Source organism: Mesorhizobium sp. 113-3-3, from assembly GCF_016756495.1.
GTDB lineage: Bacteria > Pseudomonadota > Alphaproteobacteria > Rhizobiales > Rhizobiaceae > Mesorhizobium.
Genome location: NZ_AP023243.1, coordinates 5957118 through 5977047, shown reverse-complemented (window position 1 = coordinate 5977047; position 19930 = coordinate 5957118). Strand labels below are relative to the sequence as shown.

Below are 19930 nucleotides of genomic sequence, written 5' to 3'. Positions count from 1 at the left end.
CCGTTGACAGGCAGCGATCGTGCCCCAGTTGCAGTTGCGCGGCGCCGTGCCGCTATGGGGTGGGATTCTTGAAGAAATATCTGTCGCTGTCGCTGTCGCTGTCGCTGTTGCTTTTCCTTGTCCTGGTGCTCGGTGGAGGCCTGCTGATCGGCTACGCAACGTTGCCGGGCGCCTGGTATGCATCGCTGGTCAAGCCGCCCTTCAATCCGCCCAACTGGGTCTTCGCGCCTGCATGGACACTGCTCTATGTGCTGATCGCGGTGGCCGGCTGGCGGACTTGGGTGCGCGAGCCGACGGGTAAGGCGATGCAGATCTGGGGCGTGCAGCTCGTGCTGAATTTCGTGTGGTCGCCAACCTTCTTCGGCGCGAAGATGATGGGATCCGCCTTGGTCGTCATCATGCTTCTTCTTGCCAGCATCGTAGCGTTCATCGCCAGCGTCTGGAACCGTGACAGGCTTTCCGGCTGGCTGTTCGTGCCTTACGCGGCATGGGTAGCCTTCGCCACCGTGCTCAACGCTTCGCTTCTCCTGCTGAACTAGGACCCCAATGTCGTTTTGTTGCAGTGCAGCAAAAGCATTTGCCTGCCGCCCGTGCCTCTGCGATAAGCTTTCCCGGCAAAACTGAAGGCAATTGCGATGGCAGCAAAGATCGTACCGGCTCCGGACTATGAGGATCGCGTCAGGGCGTCCTTCGCGCGCCAGCAGGCGATGGCGACCATCGGCGCCGAACTGACGCTGGTGACGCCCGGCATCATCGAGATCGAGATGCCCTATTCGGCGGCGCTGACCCAGCAGCACGGTTTCCTGCACGCCGGCGTTATCTCGACGGCGCTGGACTCGGCCTGCGGCTACGCGGCCTTCTCGCTGATGCCGGAGAATTCCGGCGTGCTGACCATCGAATTCAAGGTGAACCTCCTGGCGCCGGGCAGGGGCGAGCGGTTCCTGTTCCGGGGCTCGGTGACCAAGCCCGGCCGCACCATCATCGTCGCCGACGGCCAAGCCTATGCCTTCGCCGCCGATGGCGAGGCCAAGCTCATCGCCACCATGACGGGCACGATGATGACGGTTGTTGGCCGGGATGGGATTGCTGGCTGATGGCAAACACGACTCGAATTGGCGGCAAGGATGTCCTCTTCGTCATGGCGGCGCACGCCGAATATGGCCCGCATCTGCAAAAACTGTTCACGCCGCTGATGACGGGTGTCGGACCGGTCGAAGCCGGTGTCCGGCTCGGCGCCGAACTCTCCTGGCTGAAGTCGGAAAAGGCGCTGCCGGACCTCATCGTCTCGATCGGCTCAGCCGGCAGCCGGACCCTGGAACAGACGGAAATCTATCAAGCCGTCGCTGTCAGCTATCGCGACATCGATGCTTCGCCCCTGGGTTTCGAGAAAGGCGCGACGCCGTTTCTCGACCTGCCGGTCACCGTGCCGCTGCCATTTCGCATCCCCGAAATCAAGCAGGCCACGCTGTCGACCGGCGGCGCCGTCATCACCGGCGCGGCCTATGATGCGATTGCGGCCGACATGGTCGACATGGAAACCTTTGCCTGCCTGCGCGCCTGCCAGCTGTTCGATGTGCCCCTGATCGGGCTGCGCGGCATTTCCGACGGCGCCGCCGATCTCAGGCATGTCGGCGACTGGACCGAATATCTCCATGTCATCGATGAAAGGCTGGCCGGCGCCGTCATGCGCCTCGAACAGGCGATCGGCTCGGGCCTGCTGCGGACCGCTCCGTCCAATGACCAACCCAGGCCAGTCTGAAAGTCAGGCTACTCAACCCATTGCGTCGACTCATTTCTTTCTCTAAACGCTCGCCATGAAAACAGCCAATCATCCCGACACCGTCCTGATTGTCGATTTCGGCAGCCAGTTTACGCAGCTCATCGCCCGCCGCATCCGTGAGGCCGGCGTGTTTTCCGAGATCGTGCCGTTCCAATCGGCCGAAGCCGCCTTCAAGCGCATCAATCCCAAAGCCGTCATCCTGTCGGGTGGTCCGGCCTCGACATCGGATATCGGCAGCCCGCGCGCGCCGCAGATCGTCTTCGATGCCGGCGTGCCGGTGCTCGGCATCTGCTACGGCCAGATGGCCATGTGCGTGCAGATGGGTGGTGTCGCCGAAAGCTCCAACCACCGCGAGTTCGGCCGCGCTTTCGTCGAGATCGAGAAGGACAGTCCGCTGTTCGACGGCCTGTGGGCCACCGGCCAGCGCCATCAGGTCTGGATGAGCCATGGCGACCGCGTCATCGCCCTGCCGCCGGGTTTTCAGGTTTTCGGCAAGTCGGAAAGCTCGCCCTTCGCCATTTTCGGCAATGTCGAGCGCAAGATGTACGGCATCATGTTCCACCCCGAGGTGGTGCACACGCCCGACGGCGCCAGGCTGCTCAGGAATTTCGTCCACAACATCGCCGGCATCGAGGGCGACTGGACGATGCGCGCCTACCGCGAGCACGCGGTCGAGGCGATCCGCAAGCAGGTCGGCAAGGGCAAGGTCATCTGCGCGCTGTCGGGGGGCGTGGATTCCTCGGTCGCGGCACTTTTGATCCATGAGGCGGTCGGCGACCAACTCACCTGCATCCTCGTCGACCATGGCCTGATGCGCAAGGATGAGGCGGCCGGCGTCGTGGCAATGTTCCGCCAGCACTACAATCTGCCGCTGATCCTGGTCGATGCCTCGGAAAAATTCATCTCGGCGTTGGAAGGCGAGGTTGACCCGGAGAAGAAGCGCAAGACCATCGGCCGTCTGTTCATCGAAGTGTTCGAGGAAGAGGCCAAGAAACTCGGTGGCGCCGACTTCCTGGCACAGGGCACGCTCTATCCCGACGTGATCGAAAGCGTCTCCTTCACCGGCGGTCCGTCGGTAACCATCAAGTCGCACCACAATGTCGGCGGCCTGCCCGAGCGCATGAACATGCAGTTGGTCGAACCGCTGCGCGAACTGTTCAAGGACGAGGTGCGGGCGCTCGGCAAGGAGCTCGGCCTGCCTGAAAGCTTTATCGGCCGCCATCCGTTCCCGGGTCCGGGTCTCGCCATACGCTGCCCGGGCGGCATCACCCGCGAGAAGCTCGAGATCCTGCGCGAGGCCGACGCCATCTATCTCGACGAGATCCGCAAGGCCGGCCTCTATGACGCCATCTGGCAGGCCTTCGCCGTGCTCTTGCCTGTACAGACAGTCGGCGTGATGGGCGACGGCCGCACTTACGAATTCGTCTGCGCGCTGCGCGCCGTCACTTCGGTCGACGGCATGACGGCGGATTTCTACCACTACGACATGGCCTTCCTGGGCGCCGCCGCTACCCGCATCATCAACGAGGTCCGCGGCATCAACCGCGTCGTCTACGACGTAACGTCGAAGCCGCCTGGTACGATCGAGTGGGAATGATTCAGGCCCACTCAAACGCCGCCGAAAATGCGCCAATCTGCGACGTAAAGTACTGAAAACAAAAACAAATCCTTTCAGTAACTATCAGCGTCAATCGGCACGCAGCGATTGCCTTTGACGGACCGCCTGACGGACCTTCCGCATATTGCCCACCCGATTTTTTCTGAGTACCGTCACAGTCAATGAGGCTCGTGACGGTACTTTTTTGTGCCTTAAGGCATTGAACATAAAGGGAATTTCCTGTCACGAAGCCTCTAAATTGTCCTGACGGTACTTTTCGGGAGGCAATGGGAATGTTGACGGACATCGCTCTTAAAGCGCTGAAACCAAAAGATAAAATCTACAAGGTTGCTGACCGTGACGGCATGTACGTCCGCGTCATGCCCAGTGGCGCGATCTCGTTTCGGCTGGATTACAGGCTGAATGGACGCCGCGAGACGGTCTATCTAGGCAGATATGGGAGAGATGGAATCTCGCTCGCGTTGGCGCGAGAAAAGTGCCTTGACGCAAAGCGCGCTATTGGCGATGGCCGATCGCCGGCGATCGAGAAGCAGCGCAACAAGCGTCGCCTGAAAGAGGCGAAGAGCTTTGGCGAATTCGGCGAGAAATGGCTCACTGCTGCGCCGATGGCAGACAGCACGCGCGCCATGCGGCGCGCCATCTTCGAACGGGAGCTTCTTCCATCCTGGCGCAATCGCTTGCTGACGGAGATTACGCCGGATGACCTGCGAGCCCATTGCGGCGCTATCGTTGAGCGTGGCGCTCCGGCGACCGCCATCCACGTTCGAGACATCCTGAAGCAAATCTACGGCTTCGCGATTTTGCACGGGGAGAAGGTGGCCAATCCGGCTGATGAGGTTGGGCCCGCGTCAATTGCTACTTTCGTGCCGAAGGACCGCTCGCTTTCGCCCTCAGAAATTCGCGTGATGCTGAAGCAACTGGAGCACGTTGCCACAATTCCCACGATCCGTTTGGGAATGCGGCTTTATCTGCTCACCATGGTGCGCAAGAGCGAGTTGCAGGACGCGGTGTGGGACGAGGTCGATTTCGAGAATGCTGTCTGGACGATCCCGAAGGAGCGCATGAAGCGATCAAAGGCGCACAACGTCTACCTGTCACGCCAAGCGCTCGACATCATGATTGCCCTGAAGACCTGTGCGGGAAATTCCAGATACCTTCTTCCATCGCGGTACGATGCGGACGCCCCGATGTCGCGCGCCACGTTTAATCGGATCACCTACGCAGTCGTTGAACGGGCGAAGGCGAACGGACTGCCTCTCGAGCCGTTTACAGTTCATGACCTGCGGCGAACGGGCTCGACCCTGTTGAATGAGCTTGGCTTCAACAGCGATTGGATCGAGAAATGCTTGGCCCATGAGGACGGGCGCTCATCGCGAGGTGTCTACAACAAGGCCGAATATGAGGTGCAACGCCGCCACATGATGCAGGAATGGTCGGATATCGTCGATGCCTGGGTCGGTGGCAAGAAACATGTGCCGACGCTGATCCCGCCATCGATGCCGATCTTGGAGCCTGATCCGGCCCTTTGATTCCATATAAGGGTTGTATGGCGCATCACGCATGTTCTGGCCCGAGGTTCGCCGAGTTCGTTGTTCCTGCTACGCATTAATATGAAACTTTGTGGAGCCGGTATTATTGCTGGACGACAATAGGGTTAGGCGCGCTGGAGGACACCTAAGAGACAGCACGTTTAGGCGGCATCCGCCGATATCAGTTCGGGATTTGGGCCGACGGACCATCGTCCAGGCCGCCGACTGGCTTCTGCTACCTACCCAAACGCGCAGCATCATCTTCCTCCATGATGTCTTCGAGTGTCGGGCGATTGTTGTTGAAGGTCGTCAGCCGGAAATCGAGCCCTACAATGTTCATGAGCGTAAGAACGCGTTTGAAACCCATGTCGGATAGCCTGCCATTCTCGAGCGCCTCGATCCTCGCCCGGCTGAGCCCGGAAAGTTCGGCGAGCTTTTCCCGTGTCAGCTTGCGCTGCTTTCTGGCATTCTTAATCTCATTGCCAAGATCGTTCAGGTCGATCATTTTCGCCTCACAAATTAGCTGTTTCGAGCTTTTGTGAGGAAAATAGCTTATATAATGGCTGTTTTCGAGGGTCTGATGACCGTGACATCAGACGGCATCATGCCGAGCAGCAAGCTCTTTGCTCCTGATCATCATCGCCATCATGCCGCCGGCGTGATTGTGCCGACGTGACCATCAGTGATCTTCGGCGGGGTGGATGGTTATCACAGATGTCCCGATTCTCGGGTTAGCAGCTTCGACGTTCGCGACCGCTCAATCTGGTGTCATGGACGCCTACCTGAAGCCCCTTCACTAGGGCGTTGGATTTGCCAGTGGACTTTGCGGCTCCATGCGTCCGCCGCAGCGGCAGATATGCCGGAACGGATTGATCATCGACACCGCGCCGTCGCGATCGTCCCCTAAGTTTACGGTATTTGTGCCCGATCTCACGCTCTGACAGGAGAGGTTTTCCGTAGACGCACATCAGGAGGACTCGCTCGGGGGATCGGAACTGCCCTGCGAGCTTGCAGCCAGGCTTCTACTTCGGCCAGATCCCATACCACGCACCGAGGGGTGAGAGCGAAGCGTCGAGGAAATTGCCCGCGTTGTTCCATTTCATAGATTGTGCTGTCGGCCAGAGGTACGATTTCGCGCAGCTCCTTGCGGCGGATCGTCCGCTTTGTTGCACTTTTCCCGGGACCAGTCATGGCGCCATTCCTCCATCGCTAAGCAGACGATTGAAGCTGATGGTCTTCAGGGAAGGAAATGGCGAAAGCCGGCAAGCGTATGCAGGGCGGTCATTTCGTAAATATCGGCAGGTGAGGATTAGCTGTGGCCCGGATCGACCACAGGCGTCATGCGCGGCGGATCGCTTCCTGCTCTGCGGTTACATTAGCGAGCAAAGTTTCATATGGCGCCCTTCGCCGGGGGCGGTCGGTCCCGCATCCCGCCTCACGGCGGCGCTATGCTGATGCTCCTTCGGCCGCCCTGTTTGAACCGGTCTCAGGGCCACGAACCTGCTCCAGCACCGAACTGACTTATTCCCGCTGACGGACATTTCGGTGCTTCCGCCTTGTACGCCCTTTTTCACATTGGTCGGGAGAGCAGGGGCTCTCCCGACGGAGAGTCAGAGGAAGGGCGGGTTTTTCGCGACGGGTTGAAAGCGGAAGGAGAGGCCTTCGGCGCCCGTCGCGGAGAACCGCAATGTCTGTCCGGACCAATCGAACTCATCCTGTCGCCGACCGGTCGAACCTCTACGACGAGATTACCTGCAAGATAATTGCCGAGCTGGAAGCGGGTCGTTTTCCTTGGGTTCAGCCATGGGGGACGTCCGCGACAAAAGCGTCGCTCTCCCTGCCGCAGAATGCCAGCACGCATCGCGCGTACAGCGGGATCAACGTGCTTATCCTATGGGGTGCTGTCGTCGAACACGGGTTCCCAACGCAGAATTGGATAACCTATCGACAGGCGTTCGCGCTCGGCGGGAACGTCCGCAGAGGAGAGCACGGGACAAATGTCGTCTATGCCGATCGTTTTGTCCCGGATCACGAGAAGAAGCGCGCTCGCGAGACGGGCGAGGATGCTCAAGCCATACCGTTCCTCAAGCGCTTCACCGTTTTCAACATCGAGCAATGTGAAGGGCTACCTGACGAAGTCGCAGCTTCGGCCCCGCTGTCGGCGGCAAGCCCGATCGAACCGCGGGTCGAGGCGCTGATCAAGGCCACCGGTATCGACTTCCGTATTGGCGGCGACAGAGCGTTCTATGTGCCTGCCCACGATTACATCCAGGTGCCTCCGCCCCAAGCTTACTTCGAGCCGATCAATTGGCATCGGACAGCTTTGCATGAACTCGGACATGCCACTGGTCACAGTTCACGACTGGATCGCAAATTCTCCGGCTCTACCGCCTCCAGAAAATATGCGTTCGAGGAACTCGTGGCAGAGATCAACGCGGCCTTCTGCTGCGCGGCCATGGGCATCGTGCCCACTGTTCGGCATGCGGACTATATCGGCTCATGGCTAGAGGTTCTGCGCGAGGACAATCGTGCCATCGTTCGTGCCGCCAGCCAGGCCAGCAAGGCGGCGGAGTGGCTTCTTGGCCACCTGCCGGAAGAGGTCGAAACGTCCATCGAGGCGGGCGAAGGCAATGATAGAAGGGCAGCATAACCTTCGTTAACCGGAACAGTGCAAGCGCGGTCCCGTCGACCACCGGCCGGAAGGTCTTGAACTCGCAGGGTTCCGAATCGGAATTGCACCCGGCGGCTCTGCCGTTCGGCATAGGGATCAAGCGCTAGCCGCGTTTCATCCATCGCCTCTCATTATCGGTTCATGGGGAAACCGCGTTCACGGCCACAAGCCTTTCCAAGCGTGCGCGCCCTGCCGGCTCGGCTGTCGACCAACGGCGTGCTAGATCGTGGTGGCAGGAGAGGGAGAGGGTTGGAGGGGCTTTGTGACGGGTTCAGGACCGAGAGAGAGGCTCTCGACGCCCGTCGCGGAGAAACCTCGATGGCCAACGCCGTTCAGAAGATCACCCTGTCGCCTTCGCGCGACATTCCATTCAACAAGCTGGTGCTTGCCCAGACCAATGTCAGACGTATCAAGGCCGGCGTCTCGATAGAGGAACTCGCGGCCTCGATCGCCCGCCGCGGTCTCATCCAGAGCATTCATGTTCGTCCCGTGCTCGATGCCGGCGGCGAGGAGACCGGAATGTTCGAGATCCCCGCCGGAGGGCGCCGCTACCGCGCGCTCGAGATGCTTGTGAAACAGAAGCGGTTTGCCAAGACCGCATCTGTTCCCTGTGTCGTGGGCGATCCGTCCGGGCCAATCCTCGCCGAAGAGATCTCGCTTGCCGAAAACGTCGAACACGCACCGACGCTGGCCGGCTTCGTGCTGATCCCCTTCGGTCTCTTCGGCAAGACTGCTTTCATGGCCGAACGCGTGCTCGGCAACGTCATCTCGTCCGGCATCAAGGTTCTGGTGCTTGCCGTCGTCATCGGCATTGGATCGACGCTCTTCGGCCAATTCACACAAGGCTTCGGCGGCGAGAACCCCACCATCGACCAGGCCATGGCGATCGTGCTGGCGGCGCTGTCCCTGCTTGGCCTCGGCATCTTCGGTCCCGGCATCGCCAACGGCCTCGTCGCGGGTGGACCGCAGCTTGGCGCCGGCGCGGCCGTCGGCACTGGCCTTGCCGCGGGCGGCATGGCGGTTGCGGGCTATGGCGCAGCCGGCCTGGCGGCGCGCGGTGGGACAGCCGCATTCTCGGGCACGCTGTCGGCCGCGCGTGGCGCCACGTCGCTCGCTGGCGGCGCGTCGGCTGCCTATGGGCGTGGCGCTGCCGGCCAGGCTGGCGCGGCAGGCATCGCCTCCGGCCTGGGCGGCATTGCGCGCGCTGGCGCTTCGGCGGCAGTCTCCCCTCTCAAGCGGGCCGCCGCAAACACTGGTCAATCGCTTAAGTCAAGCTTCGCAGCAGGCGCCGGTTCGACCACCGAAATCACCGGCGATTCGTCGACCATGGGAACGACCGGAGGCGCCGCGTCGTCAGCCGTGGCTCCTGCGTCCGGCGTGGGCAAGCCCTCTAGCACTCAGGCACAGCCCGAATGGGCCAGACGCCTGCAACGCTCTCAGCGCCTCGCTAACGGCGCCCAGACCGCCGCCCACGCGGTGGGCGCCGGCGACAGCCATGGTGGCGGCGCTTCGATTTCTCTTTCTGAAGGCGAACGACCAAAATGAATATCTTCAGGCGCCCCGCCGTTCACTACGGCAAGACCCCTCGACCGGAAACACCGTATCAAAAGGCGGAGCAGATCTGGGATGAACGCATCGGCTCCGCCCGCCTGCAGGCGCGGAACTGGCGCGTCATGGCGTTCGGGTCGCTGGTCCTGTCGGCAGGCCTTGCCACCTCCCTTGTCTGGCAGTTGGGCAGTGGCACAGTCGTGCCCTGGGTGGTTCAAGTCGATCGTTTGGGCGAAGCCGAGGCCGTAGCGCCGGCGATCGCCGACTACAAGCCAACTGATCCGCAGATTGCGTGGCATCTCGCCCGCTTTATCGAGCAGGTGCGGTCTATTCCCGATGACCCGATAATCCTGCGCCAGGATTGGATGCGCGCCTATGATTGGACGACCGACCAGGGCGCTGCGGCGCTCAACGACTATGCTCGCGCCAACGATCCATTCTCCAGGATCGGCAAGCAGCAGGTCGCCATCGAGATTTCTTCGGTCATCCGGGCTTCGCCGGGCTCCTTTCGTGTCGCCTGGATCGAGCGTCGCTACGAAAACGGCAAGCTTTCCGGCACCGAGCGCTGGACCGCGATCCTGACTATCGTGACGCAGATGCCGAGCGACGCCGAACGGCTGCGGGCCAATCCGCTCGGAATTTACGTCAACGCCATCAACTGGTCGCGGGAGATGAGCCAATGAGCCCGAAATCGCGCCTTGCTGCCGAGACGATTTTCTCAGGATGCCTGCTGTCGGCCATGCTGGTCTCGGGGACGACGCTGCTTGCCGGTTGCGCCACTCAGCCGAAGAAGCCGCCGAAGATCAGCTACGATACCTATGTTCCGCCTTTGCCGCCGGCACCGGTCGCCGCGACCGACCAAGGGCCGAAACCCCTTCGCCTGCCACCGGGCTGGGCGCCCGCGCAAGGCGGCGCCATTGGCGAAACGCCGGCCGCCCGTGTCGAGAACGCAAACGCTGCAGCGCGCGTGGAACCGCGCCGGGAAGGCTACTACAACGCCATTCAAATCTATCCGTGGAGCGAAGGAGCGCTCTACCAGGTCTACGCCGCGCCCGGCCAGATAACGGACATCGCGCTTGAGCCGGGCGAGAGCCTGACAGGAGACGGTCCGATCGCGGCGGGCGATACCGCGCGCTGGATCATCGGCGATACCGAAAGCGGGTCCGGCATTGCCCGGCGCGTCCACGTCCTGGTGAAACCCTCGCGGGCGGACATCACAACGAACCTCATCATCGCCACGGATCGGCGCAGCTATATGCTTGAGCTGCGCGCAGGCGCGAAGCCGTACATGCCCGCTGTTGCGTGGTCCTATCCGGCTCAGAAAGCGGCAACCCTTCAGGCCGCCGCGCCAACACCGGTCATACCAGACGTTGCTATGCGCAACTATCGCTACGGCCTCACCGGCGACAGCCCGCCCTGGAAGCCAGTGAGCGCCTTTGACGACGGCCGCAAGGTTTATGTCGAGTTTCCGCGTGGCATCGTGCAAGGCGAGCTGCCGCCGATTTTCGTCATCGGCCCGGACGGCGAGGCTGAAATCGCCAACAGCCGCGTCTATCAAAACGTCCTGATTGTCGACCGCCTTTTTGGTGCGGCAGAACTGCGTCTTGGCGCCGGCAAGCGGCAGCAGACGGTAAGGATCGTCCGCACCGACGGACGAAGAACCGATGGATTCTGGCGGAGGCTTGGTGACAGCGTCGCGTCCAAGGTGCCGAACTCAACGCACAGCGGAGCGACGCAGCCATGAACGAGAAGGACACGCCCGTGGAACCCATGCGCCTTCGTGCCGACCCGCCGCGCGTGACGCGTCTGTCGCGCAAGATGCTCGCAGGCATCGGCTTCGTGGCCTCGCTTGGTATCGGGGGCGCGCTGATTTACGCTCTGCGGGACGCGAGTACGATCAAGCAGGGTGAAGAGCTCTACCCTACATCCAACCGGCCGCCCGCTGACGGGCTGGCAAGCCTGCCGCGCGACTATACCAGCCCGGTCCTTGGGCCGCCGCTGCCTGGCGATCTCGCCAGACCGATCCTCGATGCCCAGAACCAGGGACAGGCGGCCGTCCCGCCGTCGATCGCAAGCCCCGTGATTGACGAAGCCGAGCAGCGCCGGCGGGCTGAGGAGGAGGCCGCAAGAACCTCGCGCGTCTTCTTCCAGACAGGGCAAGGCGACACCAGGACCGCTGAAGCGTCCGCCCCTGCCGCCAACGACCTTGTCAGTCAGGTCGGTCAGCCAACTGCGCAGGATCGCCAGCTCTCCTTCCTGTCCGCCGCCGCTGATCGGCGGACCGTGGCCCCGGATCACGTCACGCCTCCGGCGTCCCCCTATATGCTCCAGGCCGGCGCCGTGATCCCGGCCGCGCTCATTACGGGTATCCGGTCGGATCTGCCCGGCCAGATCAGCGCTCAGGTAACCGAAAATGTCTATGATAGTCCCACCGGCCGCTTTCTGCTCATCCCACAAGGCACTCGTATTGTCGGGCAGTACGATAACGGAATTGGTTCGGGTCAGAGTCGCGTGCTGCTGGTCTGGAACAGGCTGATCTTTCCCGACGGACGTTCCATAGTTCTGGAGCGTCAACCTGGCACGGATCCTCAGGGCTATGCCGGCCTGGCGGACGAAGTCGACTATCACTGGGCTGAGTTGTTCAAGGCCGCGGCTTTGTCGACCGTTCTGAGCGTCGGCGCGCAGGCGGGTTCGTCCGACCAGGAAGGCGATATCGTGCGGGCTCTTCGCGACGGCGCTTCCAACAGCCTTAACCTGGTAGGCCAACAGGTGGTTCAGCAGCAACTCGCCATCGCGCCAACGATTACGATCCGACCTGGGTTTCCCCTGCGTGTCCTCGTTACCCGCGATCTTGCGCTCGAACCATACGGAAGTTGACATGGCCAAATTGAAACTCGCAACGATCGCCGACGACAAGCCTGTCAAGATCACGGTCGAGCTGCCAGCGCCTCTGCATCGCGATTTGGTGAAATACGCAGAAATCCTTGGGCGCGAGACCGGGCAGTCATCTGCCAATCCAACGCGCCTGATCGTGCCGATGCTTGAGCGGTTTATCGCAGCCGATCGCGGCTTTGCCAAAGCAAAGAAGGAAGAGGCTTAGATTTGAGTTTTTTCATGCTGGCGGCAACTGCACGCCAAGCTGGCCGAGCGGACCCTTTCGAACCCGGCGGCCGATTCGACGACAGGGGCTGACTTAGGAGCCGGTCCCGGGGCAGGCGCATCAAGATGGCGATATGGGCGGCGGCCGACATCGACAGCATTTTGGCGTCAGCAAGCATATGCATCTCCAACGACAGCAACAGCATTGCCGGCAGATGCCTCACACTCTGGTTGCCGATGCTGCTGATGCCCATCTACCTTGAGCAGTATGTCACCGCCCGAGGTATCGCCGACCTCGGTGCGCGACTGCTCGTCCCTGCAACACCGTCGCACGAGCAATTACGCATCGCTTGCAAGAAAAGCACTACGGTTGTCGATACCGAAAATGCCAATGCGAACAACCTCCCCGGATCCGTTGCGCGGGGTATCAGGCCGCCGATGATGAGGAATTTGCCGCCCTTGGGGCATGAGTTGCGAAATCTATACAACGCCCCTTCGCAAGGCGCTGTCGGTCCGGTCGCTGCAGGCACAGGCGGCATGCGGGCACCATCGCGCCTTTGCGCTGGTGCAGGAGCCACGGTCATGGTTCGCAGGCCCGCTGGCGCTGTCGGGCACGATTGCGACGGGACGGGCGATAATTGCAGCCAAAGCGCTAGGCGCCGACCTTACGTATGTCGGCTCGGCGTTCATCGCGACACAGGAAGCCAACGCGACCCTCGGACACAAGTAGATGGTCGTCAACGGAACCGCCGACGACATCGTCTATGCGCCTCTCGTCTCCGGGATAAGCGCTAACTACCTCAAGTCGTCGATCTGGAACGCAGGCCTCGATCCGGAAAATCTCCTGCAGACGATTCCGTAGGTCAGCTGCGAGGGGGGCACTGCGAGAAAGGTGTGGAGAGACATCTGGGGTGCGGGTCAGGGCATCGGCGCCGCAACTAGCTTCGAGCCTGCTGCCGATGTCGTCAAACGACTGGGCCGGGAATATGGCGAGGCACACCGACGACTTGTTCGGGGCGATAGGCAAGCAGGAGATGTCGAAGCATGACAGTGCCGAAAGCAGAGAGCTCAAGGAAGCTCGTCAAGTCGCACGACCACACAATCGACCTGACGTTCTCCGGTCGCCAGAAATAGCCGCGGATTCAGATCCTCATGGGCTAATATGACTCGTGAGAATTGTTAGGCCGTCCTTGTGTTGTCGCCCAGACTTGCGAATACCTGAACCATTGGATGCCTAAGTCACCGCACATTGACGCGAGACAAGGCGCTAGACTAGTGGGTTTGTGTCACAGAATGAGGCCAGACAGCTTTGTGCTCTCGCCGTCTCTGGTCGTATTAGGCGGATGTGCCGAAATGCGGGCGTCGTTCGAACGAAATTCGCAGTTGCTTCTCCGCCAGAAACTGGCGTGCCAGGTCGGTATCGCGCTTGCCGACTCGTGACACCCATTCCGAATACAGGCGAACCGCGCGCCGGTTCATATGCCGCGAAGGACAGACCAGCCAATAGCCCGGAAACTCTATGACGTCGAACTCGGTCGAGACCGGCACCAGAACACCTGACAACAGATCCTCGAATGCGATGGATGTGCTTTCCAGGACCACTCCCGCCCCATCCTTAGCCAACTGAACCGACATCGACGAGCGGTCGAAACGATAGGGGTAGGTCATACGGGCGCCCTGGATACCGTTGCGCGGCAGCCAGTAGTCCCAACGGAAATAAGATTTCACGCTGTCGATCAGTCTCGCTTGGCGAAGCTGCTCGCGGGGATCGGAGGAGAGCGCGCGGAGTTCGGCAAGATAGGACGGCGAGCACATGGGCAGGATCAGGTCGTTGACGACGCAATCCGAATAAAGGCCGGCCCAACCGCCGTCACCGTAACGAAGGTCGAGATCGATGACCTCCGTTTCGAAGTCGGAGAAATTGGGTGTCGCATCGACTCGCAAATTCCAGCTGGGATAGTCCCTGCTGAATTCGGCCAATCGAGGTGCCAGCCATTTCTCGCCGAAAGACGGACTGACACGGATGCTGAGCTGAAAGCTCTCGCGCTGCCGCACGATGGCGTTTCGCACCTCGCGTATAGACTCGAAAGCCTGTGTGGTGGTTTGAAAAAGCCGTTCGCCGTCGATCGTCAGCGAGAGATGGCGTTTTTCGCGCTGGAAGAGGCGCACGCCGAGCTGCTGCTCGAGCAAGCGCAACTGCTGGCTGACGGCCGAAGGCGTCACCTGCAATTCCTGCGCCGCCTTGGCGACGCCGCCGAGCCGTGCGACCGCCTCGAAATGCGTCATCGAATTGAATTTGATGTCGGACATCGTCTTCGTCAGTTAAGCTCAGCTACACAAAATGTTAAGAATCGAGAATTGAGCCGAATGTCAATCGGCCGCATCATTCCTGCGATCTCGGGAGGAGATGCAGGATGGAACCGGCCCAGAACCTGGGCGGCGGCGGCACTGTGCCGGCGGCCGGACAGGTATTCACCGACAAGCTTCTGATCGAGGCTTCCAATGTCGAGAAGAGCTATGGTGCAACCCATGTCCTGCGGGGCGTGAGCTTTCAGGTCCGGGCTGGTGAAATCCACGCGCTCCTGGGCGGCAACGGCGCCGGCAAAAGCACCCTTATCCGCATCATCACCGGTCTCACGTCCCGCGATGGCGGCGACATCCGTTTGGCTTCCACCAAGGCCGGCAATGCCGGCCCGATCATCGCGGTGGTGCATCAGGAATTGGCGCTGCTGTCCGAACTGTCGGTCGCCGAGAACATCGGGATCGTGCATGCAAGGTCCGGTTTCTCGCGCAGCAGCCAGCGCCACATGCGCGAGATTGCCATCCATGCGCTGCGCCTGATCGATCCGGAGATCGGCGAAGAGATCGTCGATCTGCCGGCGCGCAAATTGTCCCTGCATGAAGGGCAGATCGTCGAGATCGCCCGCGCGCTTTCGACAGGCGCCGAGGTGCTGCTTCTCGACGAGCCCACCGCCAATCTGACCGCCGGCGAGACGGCCAAGCTTTTCTCGGTGCTCAGGCGGCTGGCGCATGAGGAGGGCATCGGCATCGTCTTTGTTTCGCACCGGATGCGGGAAATCCGCGAACTCTGCGATGTCTGCACCATTCTGCGCGATGGCGTCACGGTTGCGAATGCGACCTCGATTGCCTTGCTGAGCGACGCCCAGATCGTTCAGCAGATGGGACAGCCAGCGCAACGTTCGGGATCCCGGCACAGATTGCAGGGGCAGGTCCCCCACGGCACCCCGATTGAATTCCTCGGGCCGGACGATGCCAGGATGGAAGTTTGGCCGGGGACTATCCTTGGCCTGGCTGGTGCACCGGCGGGTCCGACGGGCCTGATCGCTCCCCTTGTCGGTGCCGGCAGGGGCGCCGGCTGGCGCCTCGCCGGCGACGGGTTTGGCGAAAGCTTCCCATCCCCGGCGGCGGCGGCGCGCGCCGGCATCGGCTTCGTCTCGGGTGACCGTGCAACGAAAGGCATCCTCTCGCAGCTTCCGATCGTCGACAACGTGCTTGCCGCGCGTAGGGTCCGCGACAGGCGACGGATCGTCAGCGGCGCCGAAAGACAGGAATGCAGCGATCTCGTTTCGGCGCTGAAATTGAAGGCCGGCTCGATCTGGGACCTGCCTGCCTCGCTGTCGGGCGGCAACCAGCAGAAGCTCATCGTGGCGCGCTGGCTCGGGCTGCCGCTGCGTATGGTGGTGCTGGAAGAGCCGACGCGTGGCGTCGACATCGGTACCAAGCACGACATCTACGCACTGATCCGCGAGATGGCGGACGCCGGCGCGATCATCGTCTGGTGGTCGACCGAGAACGTCGAACTGCTCGAACTGTGCGATGCCATCTTTGCCTTCGACACCGATGGGCGGCCAAAGGGATTCCTGCCGGAAGACCACTACACCGAAGACGGGCTCGCCGAACTGACGGGGATGGCAGCATGACCGACGCAACCAACGGCGCCGCAACGACCGGCAAGGTCCGCAGCACCAAGACGCGCGCTCCGGGAATTCTCCTGGTCTACCGCACGGAGGCCGCGATCGCCGGAGCGATCGTCGTGCTGCTGCTGGCCGTCGGCATGTTCGTGCCCGCGGCACTCAGCATGGGCAACGTCCAGAACATCATCCAGGCAGCGGCGCCGCTCATCATCATGTCGCTCGGCGTCTTCCTGGTCGTGGTCACCGGCGGCATCGATCTTTCGGTCGGCTCGGTGTTCTCGCTGACCGGAATGGTGACGGCGCTGGCAATGGCCAATGGCGCGGACGGTCTTACCGCCAGCCTTGCCGGCCTCGCCGTCGGGCTGGTTTTCGGAGCGATCAACGGATTTCTCGTCACAGTCGTCAGGCTCGCCCCTTTCGTCGTCACGCTCATCACCTACGCGGTGGCGGGCAGCCTGGCCTTCATCGTTACCAACGGTCGCTCGATGCCGATCGGCGCACCGGATTTCTGGCTGCTGAATTCCGGCGAGATGGTTCCCGGCATCCCGAACCATCTGCTGTTCTGCGTCATCCTGATGGTCGTGCTGGAATATGTGCTGCGCAAGGTCGTGCTCGGGCGCTGGTTCTACGCCGTCGGCTCGTCGGCGATCGCCGCCCGGCTGCTCGGCATCCCGGTGCTTCGCATCAAGTTCGCGGCCTATGTCGCTTCGAGCCTGCTTGCCTCTTTCGCCGGGCTATTGACCGTCAGCTACATCCTCAACGCCGAGGCCACGGCAGGCGCCAGCCTGATGCTGCAGGCGATCGCCGCCGTCGTCATCGGTGGGGCCAGCCTCTTTGGCGGAACGGGCAGCGCGATCGGTGCGGTGCTCGGCGCACTGATGATCACCTGCATCCAGAACGGCGTGAACCTCGTCGGGGTGAACAGCTTCTGGCAAGGCTCCGTCACCGGCGCCGCAATCCTGCTTGCGGTGCTGATCGACCGCTTCAGCAACAAGAGCAGACTCTAGATCATCAAAGGGAGGAACCAAGATGAAGTTGAAGACCATACTACTTGCAGCACTGGCGGCGACCGCCTTGGCCAGCACGTCTCACGCCGAGGACAGGAAGACCGTCGCCTACATCGCCCCGTCGCTGGACATCTCCTACTGGCAATGGGTCGGCTTCGGCGTGAAGCAGAAGGCCAAGGAGCTCGGCATGGACTATGTCGAGTACACGTCGGAGAACTCGCCGGCCAAGCAGATGGACAATGCACGGACCGCGGTGACCAAGGGCGTCGCGGCCATCGTGATCGGCCCGGTCAGCTCGACGTCGACACCGCCGCTGCTCGACTATCTGGAAAAGCAGAAGGTGCCGATCGCCTTCGCCGGCATCGGGCCGCAGCCGGGCCTGACCAACTACACATCCGCGGTCACCGCGAACAATTACGAGACCGGCAAGGCGCAAGGCAGATTCACCTGCGAGCTCGCCAAGGAGCGCGGCGGCAACAAGGTGGGAATGCTGTCGCTGCCGCAAGATCGCGAGAATGCGCAAAAATATCTCAAGGGCGCCAAGGAGGCTTTTGCCGCCGACGGATGTGACCTCGTCCAGATGCTGGAGACGCGCGGCCTGACGATCAACGAGGCCGTCACCCAGGCAAACGACCTTTTGACCGCCAATCCCGACGTCAAGGCCATCTACGGCATGTATGATGAAGCCGGCACCGGCGCCGCCAAGGTGGTCGAAACCCGCGGCCTGACCGGCAAGATCGGCATCACCGTCGCCGACGGCTCGCCGACCACGATCGCACTGCTCAAGAAGGGCGCGATCCAGGGCATCTTCTTCCAGGAGGCGGTGGGCCAGGGCATCGATGGCACCCAGCAGGTCTACAATGCGCTGACGGGCGCGAAGGTGACCCAGGACCTGGCGCTGGTCATGCCGCTCGTCACCGCCGACAAGGTCGACAGCGCCGAGGCCAAGAAGGTCATCGCCCGCGTCTTCCCGCCAAGCAACTGACCGTCACCGAACGGACCCGCCGGCACAGGCAGGCGGGTCCACCACCCGAGCAAGGAACCCGATCCGTGGCCGAGCTGCCGTTCATCGATCCGCACCATCACCTTTGGGACCTGGAGACCCACTACTATCCATGGCTGACCGACGGGGTGAAGCCGGCGGCCTTCGGTAACTACGAGGCAATCCGCAAGAGCTATCTCCTCGACGACTATCTGGACGATGCCAGAAATCAGAACCTGGTGAAATCCGTGCACCTCGACGTTGGGTTCGATCCTAGCGATCCGGTCGGTGAGACCCGCTGGCTGCAGGAGATCGCCGACAAGCGGGGCTTTCCGCATGGCATTGTCGGCTACGCCGACCTGTCCAAACCCGATGTCGGCGACCTCCTCGACCGGCACATGGAGTATCCGAACTTTCGGGGTATCCGGCAGTCGATGAACTATCATGCAGACCCCGCCAAGACCTATCAGGCGCGGCCCGAGGTCAGCCGGACGCCAGAATGGCGGCGTGGCTTCAAGGAACTGGCGAAGCGCCGGCTAAGCTTCGACTTGCAGCTCTATTATTGGCAGATGGAAGAGTTTCTCCAGCTCGCGCACGACTTTCCTGACGTCCAGATCGTTCTCAATCACACCGGCATGCAGGTCGACGGGCCTAAGCATTTCAATGCTTGGAAAAAGGGCATGCACCGATTGGCGCAAGCGCCGAACGTCGCCTGCAAGATCTCAGGTCTGGGTATGGGCGACTGGTCCTGGACCACGGCCTCGATCCGTCCCTATGTCGAGGAAGCGATCGCGGCCTTCGGGGTCAACCGCAGCATGTTCGCGACGAACTTTCCGGTAGACAAGCTCTTCTCGAGCTTCGACGCGGTCGTGAACACCTTCAAGGAGATCACAAGAAACTACCCGCACGAGGAGCGGCTTGCGTTGTTCCATGACAACGCCGCTCGCTACTACCGGCTCTAGATCATCCGCCGAAACAATTGGAAACAGCAGGAGACTTTGAAATGTTGCTGAAGGGCAAGGCCGTGGTGATTTCGGGTGCCGCGAGCCCCCGGGGAATTGGCCTCTCCACGGCAACGCTGATGGCGGAGCAAGGCGCGCGCATTGCAATTCTTGACCTTGATGAGGAACAGGCCCGTGACGCCGCGGCGTCGCTTGGACCCAAGCACATCGGCCTCGCCTGCAATGTCGTCGACCTCGATGCCTGCAAGAGGGCTGCGGCAGAAGTGACCGAAGCGTTCGGAAGGGTCGAGGTGTTGTGCAACATTGCCGGGATCACGCAGCCCGTAAAGACACTGGAAATCGGCCCGGTCGACTGGGACCGCATCCTCGATGTCAATCTGCGCGGCGTGCTCTATCTCAGCCAGGCCTTCATCCCGCATATGCGTGAAAATGGCGGCGGCTCGATCATCTGCATGTCGTCGGTTTCCGCGCAACGCGGCGGCGGCATCTTCGGCGGCCCGCATTATTCAGCCGCCAAGGCGGGTGTGCTCGGGCTCGCCAAGGCCATGGCACGCGAATTCGGACCTGACGGCATCCGCATCAACTGCGTGACACCCGGCCTGATCCAGACCGACATCACCGGCGATAAGCTGACCGAGGCCATGCGCGCCGACATCATCAAGGGAATCCCGCTGAGCCGGCTTGGCGTCGCGCGCGACGTCGCCGGAGCCTATCTGTTCCTGGCATCGGACCTGGCCAGCTATATCACCGGCGCGGTGATCGATGTGAATGGCGGGATGCTGATCCATGGTTGATGCGG

Annotated in this window: 20 protein-coding genes; 17 read left to right on the top strand and 3 right to left on the bottom strand. The window is 61.8% G+C overall.

Annotated elements, in window-relative coordinates:
• The first annotated feature begins 68 nt into the window (after positions 1–68).
• The 5 genes from JG746_RS29030 (at position 69) to JG746_RS29010 (ending at position 4927) form a co-directional block, all read left to right on the top strand.
• A complete protein-coding gene (locus JG746_RS29030; protein ID WP_244730522.1) occupies positions 69–539 on the top strand; it encodes a TspO/MBR family protein in 471 nt (156 codons plus the stop codon).
• A gap of 96 nt (positions 540–635) precedes the next feature.
• On the top strand, positions 636–1094 hold the full coding sequence (locus JG746_RS29025; RefSeq protein WP_023686843.1) for a PaaI family thioesterase: 459 nt from the start codon (positions 636–638) through the stop codon (positions 1092–1094).
• Positions 1094–1759, top strand: coding sequence for a 5'-methylthioadenosine/S-adenosylhomocysteine nucleosidase (locus tag JG746_RS29020; RefSeq protein ID WP_202355846.1), 666 nt, complete (start codon positions 1094–1096; stop codon positions 1757–1759). Before JG746_RS29025 ends, JG746_RS29020 begins: the two co-directional genes overlap by 1 nt.
• 55 nt (positions 1760–1814) lie before the next feature.
• Positions 1815–3377 (top strand): glutamine-hydrolyzing GMP synthase, encoded by a 1563-nt coding sequence (guaA, locus tag JG746_RS29015; protein WP_202355845.1) that lies wholly within the window; start codon positions 1815–1817, stop codon positions 3375–3377.
• 293 nt (positions 3378–3670) lie between these two features.
• On the top strand, positions 3671–4927 hold the full coding sequence (locus JG746_RS29010) for a tyrosine-type recombinase/integrase (RefSeq protein WP_202355844.1): 1257 nt from the start codon (positions 3671–3673) through the stop codon (positions 4925–4927).
• 235 nt (positions 4928–5162) lie between these two features.
• Here the strand turns inward: JG746_RS29010 and JG746_RS29005 are convergent, their stop codons facing one another.
• Both JG746_RS29005 and JG746_RS29000 read right to left on the bottom strand, forming a co-directional pair.
• Positions 5163–5432: a helix-turn-helix domain-containing protein gene (locus tag JG746_RS29005; protein WP_202355843.1), complete on the bottom strand. Its 270-nt coding sequence runs from the start codon at positions 5430–5432 to the stop codon at positions 5163–5165.
• A 425-nt stretch (positions 5433–5857) separates the two neighbouring features.
• Complete coding sequence (locus JG746_RS29000; protein ID WP_027042622.1) at positions 5858–6118, bottom strand: helix-turn-helix transcriptional regulator; 261 nt, start codon at positions 6116–6118, stop codon at positions 5858–5860.
• A 496-nt stretch (positions 6119–6614) separates the two neighbouring features.
• Here JG746_RS29000 and JG746_RS28995 point away from each other — a divergent pair, with 496 nt between their 5' ends.
• From JG746_RS28995 to JG746_RS37700, 7 genes are all read left to right on the top strand, one after another.
• Complete coding sequence (locus JG746_RS28995; protein ID WP_202355842.1) at positions 6615–7577, top strand: ArdC family protein; 963 nt, start codon at positions 6615–6617, stop codon at positions 7575–7577.
• Between the two features lie 339 nt (positions 7578–7916).
• Positions 7917–9143, top strand: coding sequence for a type IV secretion system protein (locus JG746_RS28990; RefSeq protein ID WP_202355841.1), 1227 nt, complete (start codon positions 7917–7919; stop codon positions 9141–9143).
• On the top strand, positions 9140–9829 hold the full coding sequence (gene trbF, locus JG746_RS28985; protein ID WP_202355840.1) for a conjugal transfer protein TrbF: 690 nt from the start codon (positions 9140–9142) through the stop codon (positions 9827–9829). The genes JG746_RS28990 and trbF overlap by 4 nt, the downstream gene beginning before the upstream one ends.
• Positions 9826–10890 (top strand): P-type conjugative transfer protein TrbG, encoded by a 1065-nt coding sequence (trbG, locus tag JG746_RS28980; RefSeq protein WP_244730521.1) that lies wholly within the window; start codon positions 9826–9828, stop codon positions 10888–10890. Before trbF ends, trbG begins: the two co-directional genes overlap by 4 nt.
• Positions 10887–12023, top strand: a complete 1137-nt coding sequence (locus JG746_RS28975; protein WP_202355839.1) for a TrbI/VirB10 family protein — start codon at positions 10887–10889, stop codon at positions 12021–12023. Before trbG ends, JG746_RS28975 begins: the two co-directional genes overlap by 4 nt.
• 1 nt (position 12024) lies before the next feature.
• A complete protein-coding gene (locus tag JG746_RS28970) occupies positions 12025–12246 on the top strand; it encodes a DUF2274 domain-containing protein (RefSeq protein WP_202355838.1) in 222 nt (73 codons plus the stop codon).
• Positions 12247–12975: 729 nt separating this feature from the next.
• A complete protein-coding gene (locus JG746_RS37700) occupies positions 12976–13107 on the top strand; it encodes a hypothetical protein (RefSeq protein WP_274609312.1) in 132 nt (43 codons plus the stop codon).
• A 473-nt stretch (positions 13108–13580) separates the two neighbouring features.
• On the opposite strand, the gene JG746_RS28965 is transcribed toward JG746_RS37700, so the two are convergent.
• Positions 13581–14555, bottom strand: a complete 975-nt coding sequence (locus JG746_RS28965; protein WP_202355837.1) for a LysR substrate-binding domain-containing protein — start codon at positions 14553–14555, stop codon at positions 13581–13583.
• A gap of 104 nt (positions 14556–14659) precedes the next feature.
• Here JG746_RS28965 and JG746_RS28960 point away from each other — a divergent pair, with 104 nt between their 5' ends.
• The 5 genes from JG746_RS28960 to JG746_RS28940 all read left to right on the top strand — a co-directional run bounded on the left by JG746_RS28960 (position 14660) and on the right by JG746_RS28940 (position 19925).
• On the top strand, positions 14660–16186 hold the full coding sequence (locus tag JG746_RS28960) for an ATP-binding cassette domain-containing protein (RefSeq protein WP_202355836.1): 1527 nt from the start codon (positions 14660–14662) through the stop codon (positions 16184–16186).
• Entirely contained in the window at positions 16183–17187 is a 1005-nt protein-coding gene (locus JG746_RS28955) for an ABC transporter permease (protein WP_202355835.1), read from the top strand. The genes JG746_RS28960 and JG746_RS28955 overlap by 4 nt, the downstream gene beginning before the upstream one ends.
• Positions 17188–17209: 22 nt before the next feature.
• The gene (locus JG746_RS28950; protein WP_202355834.1) at positions 17210–18172 is read left to right on the top strand and encodes a substrate-binding domain-containing protein; all 963 of its coding nucleotides are present in this window, start codon (positions 17210–17212) and stop codon (positions 18170–18172) included.
• Between the two features lie 65 nt (positions 18173–18237).
• Positions 18238–19131, top strand: a complete 894-nt coding sequence (locus tag JG746_RS28945; RefSeq protein ID WP_202355833.1) for an amidohydrolase family protein — start codon at positions 18238–18240, stop codon at positions 19129–19131.
• Between the two features lie 41 nt (positions 19132–19172).
• On the top strand, positions 19173–19925 hold the full coding sequence (locus JG746_RS28940) for an SDR family NAD(P)-dependent oxidoreductase (RefSeq protein ID WP_202355832.1): 753 nt from the start codon (positions 19173–19175) through the stop codon (positions 19923–19925).
• Positions 19926–19930 lie beyond the last annotated feature (5 nt).

What these genes read in the sequence shown, in the direction of transcription:
- JG746_RS29025 (WP_023686843.1), top strand. Translation starts at nt 636, where the DNA reads ATGGCAGCAAAGATCGTACCGGCTCCGGACTATGAGGATCGCGTCAGG.
- JG746_RS29020 (WP_202355846.1), top strand. Translation starts at nt 1,094, where the DNA reads ATGGCAAACACGACTCGAATTGGCGGCAAGGATGTCCTCTTCGTCATG.
- guaA (WP_202355845.1), top strand. Translation starts at nt 1,815, where the DNA reads ATGAAAACAGCCAATCATCCCGACACCGTCCTGATTGTCGATTTCGGC.
- JG746_RS29010 (WP_202355844.1), top strand. Translation starts at nt 3,671, where the DNA reads ATGTTGACGGACATCGCTCTTAAAGCGCTGAAACCAAAAGATAAAATC.
- JG746_RS29005 (WP_202355843.1), bottom strand. Translation starts at nt 5,432, where the DNA reads ATGATCGACCTGAACGATCTTGGCAATGAGATTAAGAATGCCAGAAAG.
- JG746_RS29000 (WP_027042622.1), bottom strand. Translation starts at nt 6,118, where the DNA reads ATGACTGGTCCCGGGAAAAGTGCAACAAAGCGGACGATCCGCCGCAAG.
- JG746_RS28995 (WP_202355842.1), top strand. Translation starts at nt 6,615, where the DNA reads ATGTCTGTCCGGACCAATCGAACTCATCCTGTCGCCGACCGGTCGAAC.
- JG746_RS28990 (WP_202355841.1), top strand. Translation starts at nt 7,917, where the DNA reads ATGGCCAACGCCGTTCAGAAGATCACCCTGTCGCCTTCGCGCGACATT.
- trbF (WP_202355840.1), top strand. Translation starts at nt 9,140, where the DNA reads ATGAATATCTTCAGGCGCCCCGCCGTTCACTACGGCAAGACCCCTCGA.
- trbG (WP_244730521.1), top strand. Translation starts at nt 9,826, where the DNA reads ATGAGCCCGAAATCGCGCCTTGCTGCCGAGACGATTTTCTCAGGATGC.
- JG746_RS28975 (WP_202355839.1), top strand. Translation starts at nt 10,887, where the DNA reads ATGAACGAGAAGGACACGCCCGTGGAACCCATGCGCCTTCGTGCCGAC.
- JG746_RS28970 (WP_202355838.1), top strand. Translation starts at nt 12,025, where the DNA reads ATGGCCAAATTGAAACTCGCAACGATCGCCGACGACAAGCCTGTCAAG.
- JG746_RS37700 (WP_274609312.1), top strand. Translation starts at nt 12,976, where the DNA reads ATGGTCGTCAACGGAACCGCCGACGACATCGTCTATGCGCCTCTCGTC.
- JG746_RS28965 (WP_202355837.1), bottom strand. Translation starts at nt 14,555, where the DNA reads ATGTCCGACATCAAATTCAATTCGATGACGCATTTCGAGGCGGTCGCA.
- JG746_RS28960 (WP_202355836.1), top strand. Translation starts at nt 14,660, where the DNA reads ATGGAACCGGCCCAGAACCTGGGCGGCGGCGGCACTGTGCCGGCGGCC.
- JG746_RS28955 (WP_202355835.1), top strand. Translation starts at nt 16,183, where the DNA reads ATGACCGACGCAACCAACGGCGCCGCAACGACCGGCAAGGTCCGCAGC.
- JG746_RS28950 (WP_202355834.1), top strand. Translation starts at nt 17,210, where the DNA reads ATGAAGTTGAAGACCATACTACTTGCAGCACTGGCGGCGACCGCCTTG.
- JG746_RS28940 (WP_202355832.1), top strand. Translation starts at nt 19,173, where the DNA reads ATGTTGCTGAAGGGCAAGGCCGTGGTGATTTCGGGTGCCGCGAGCCCC.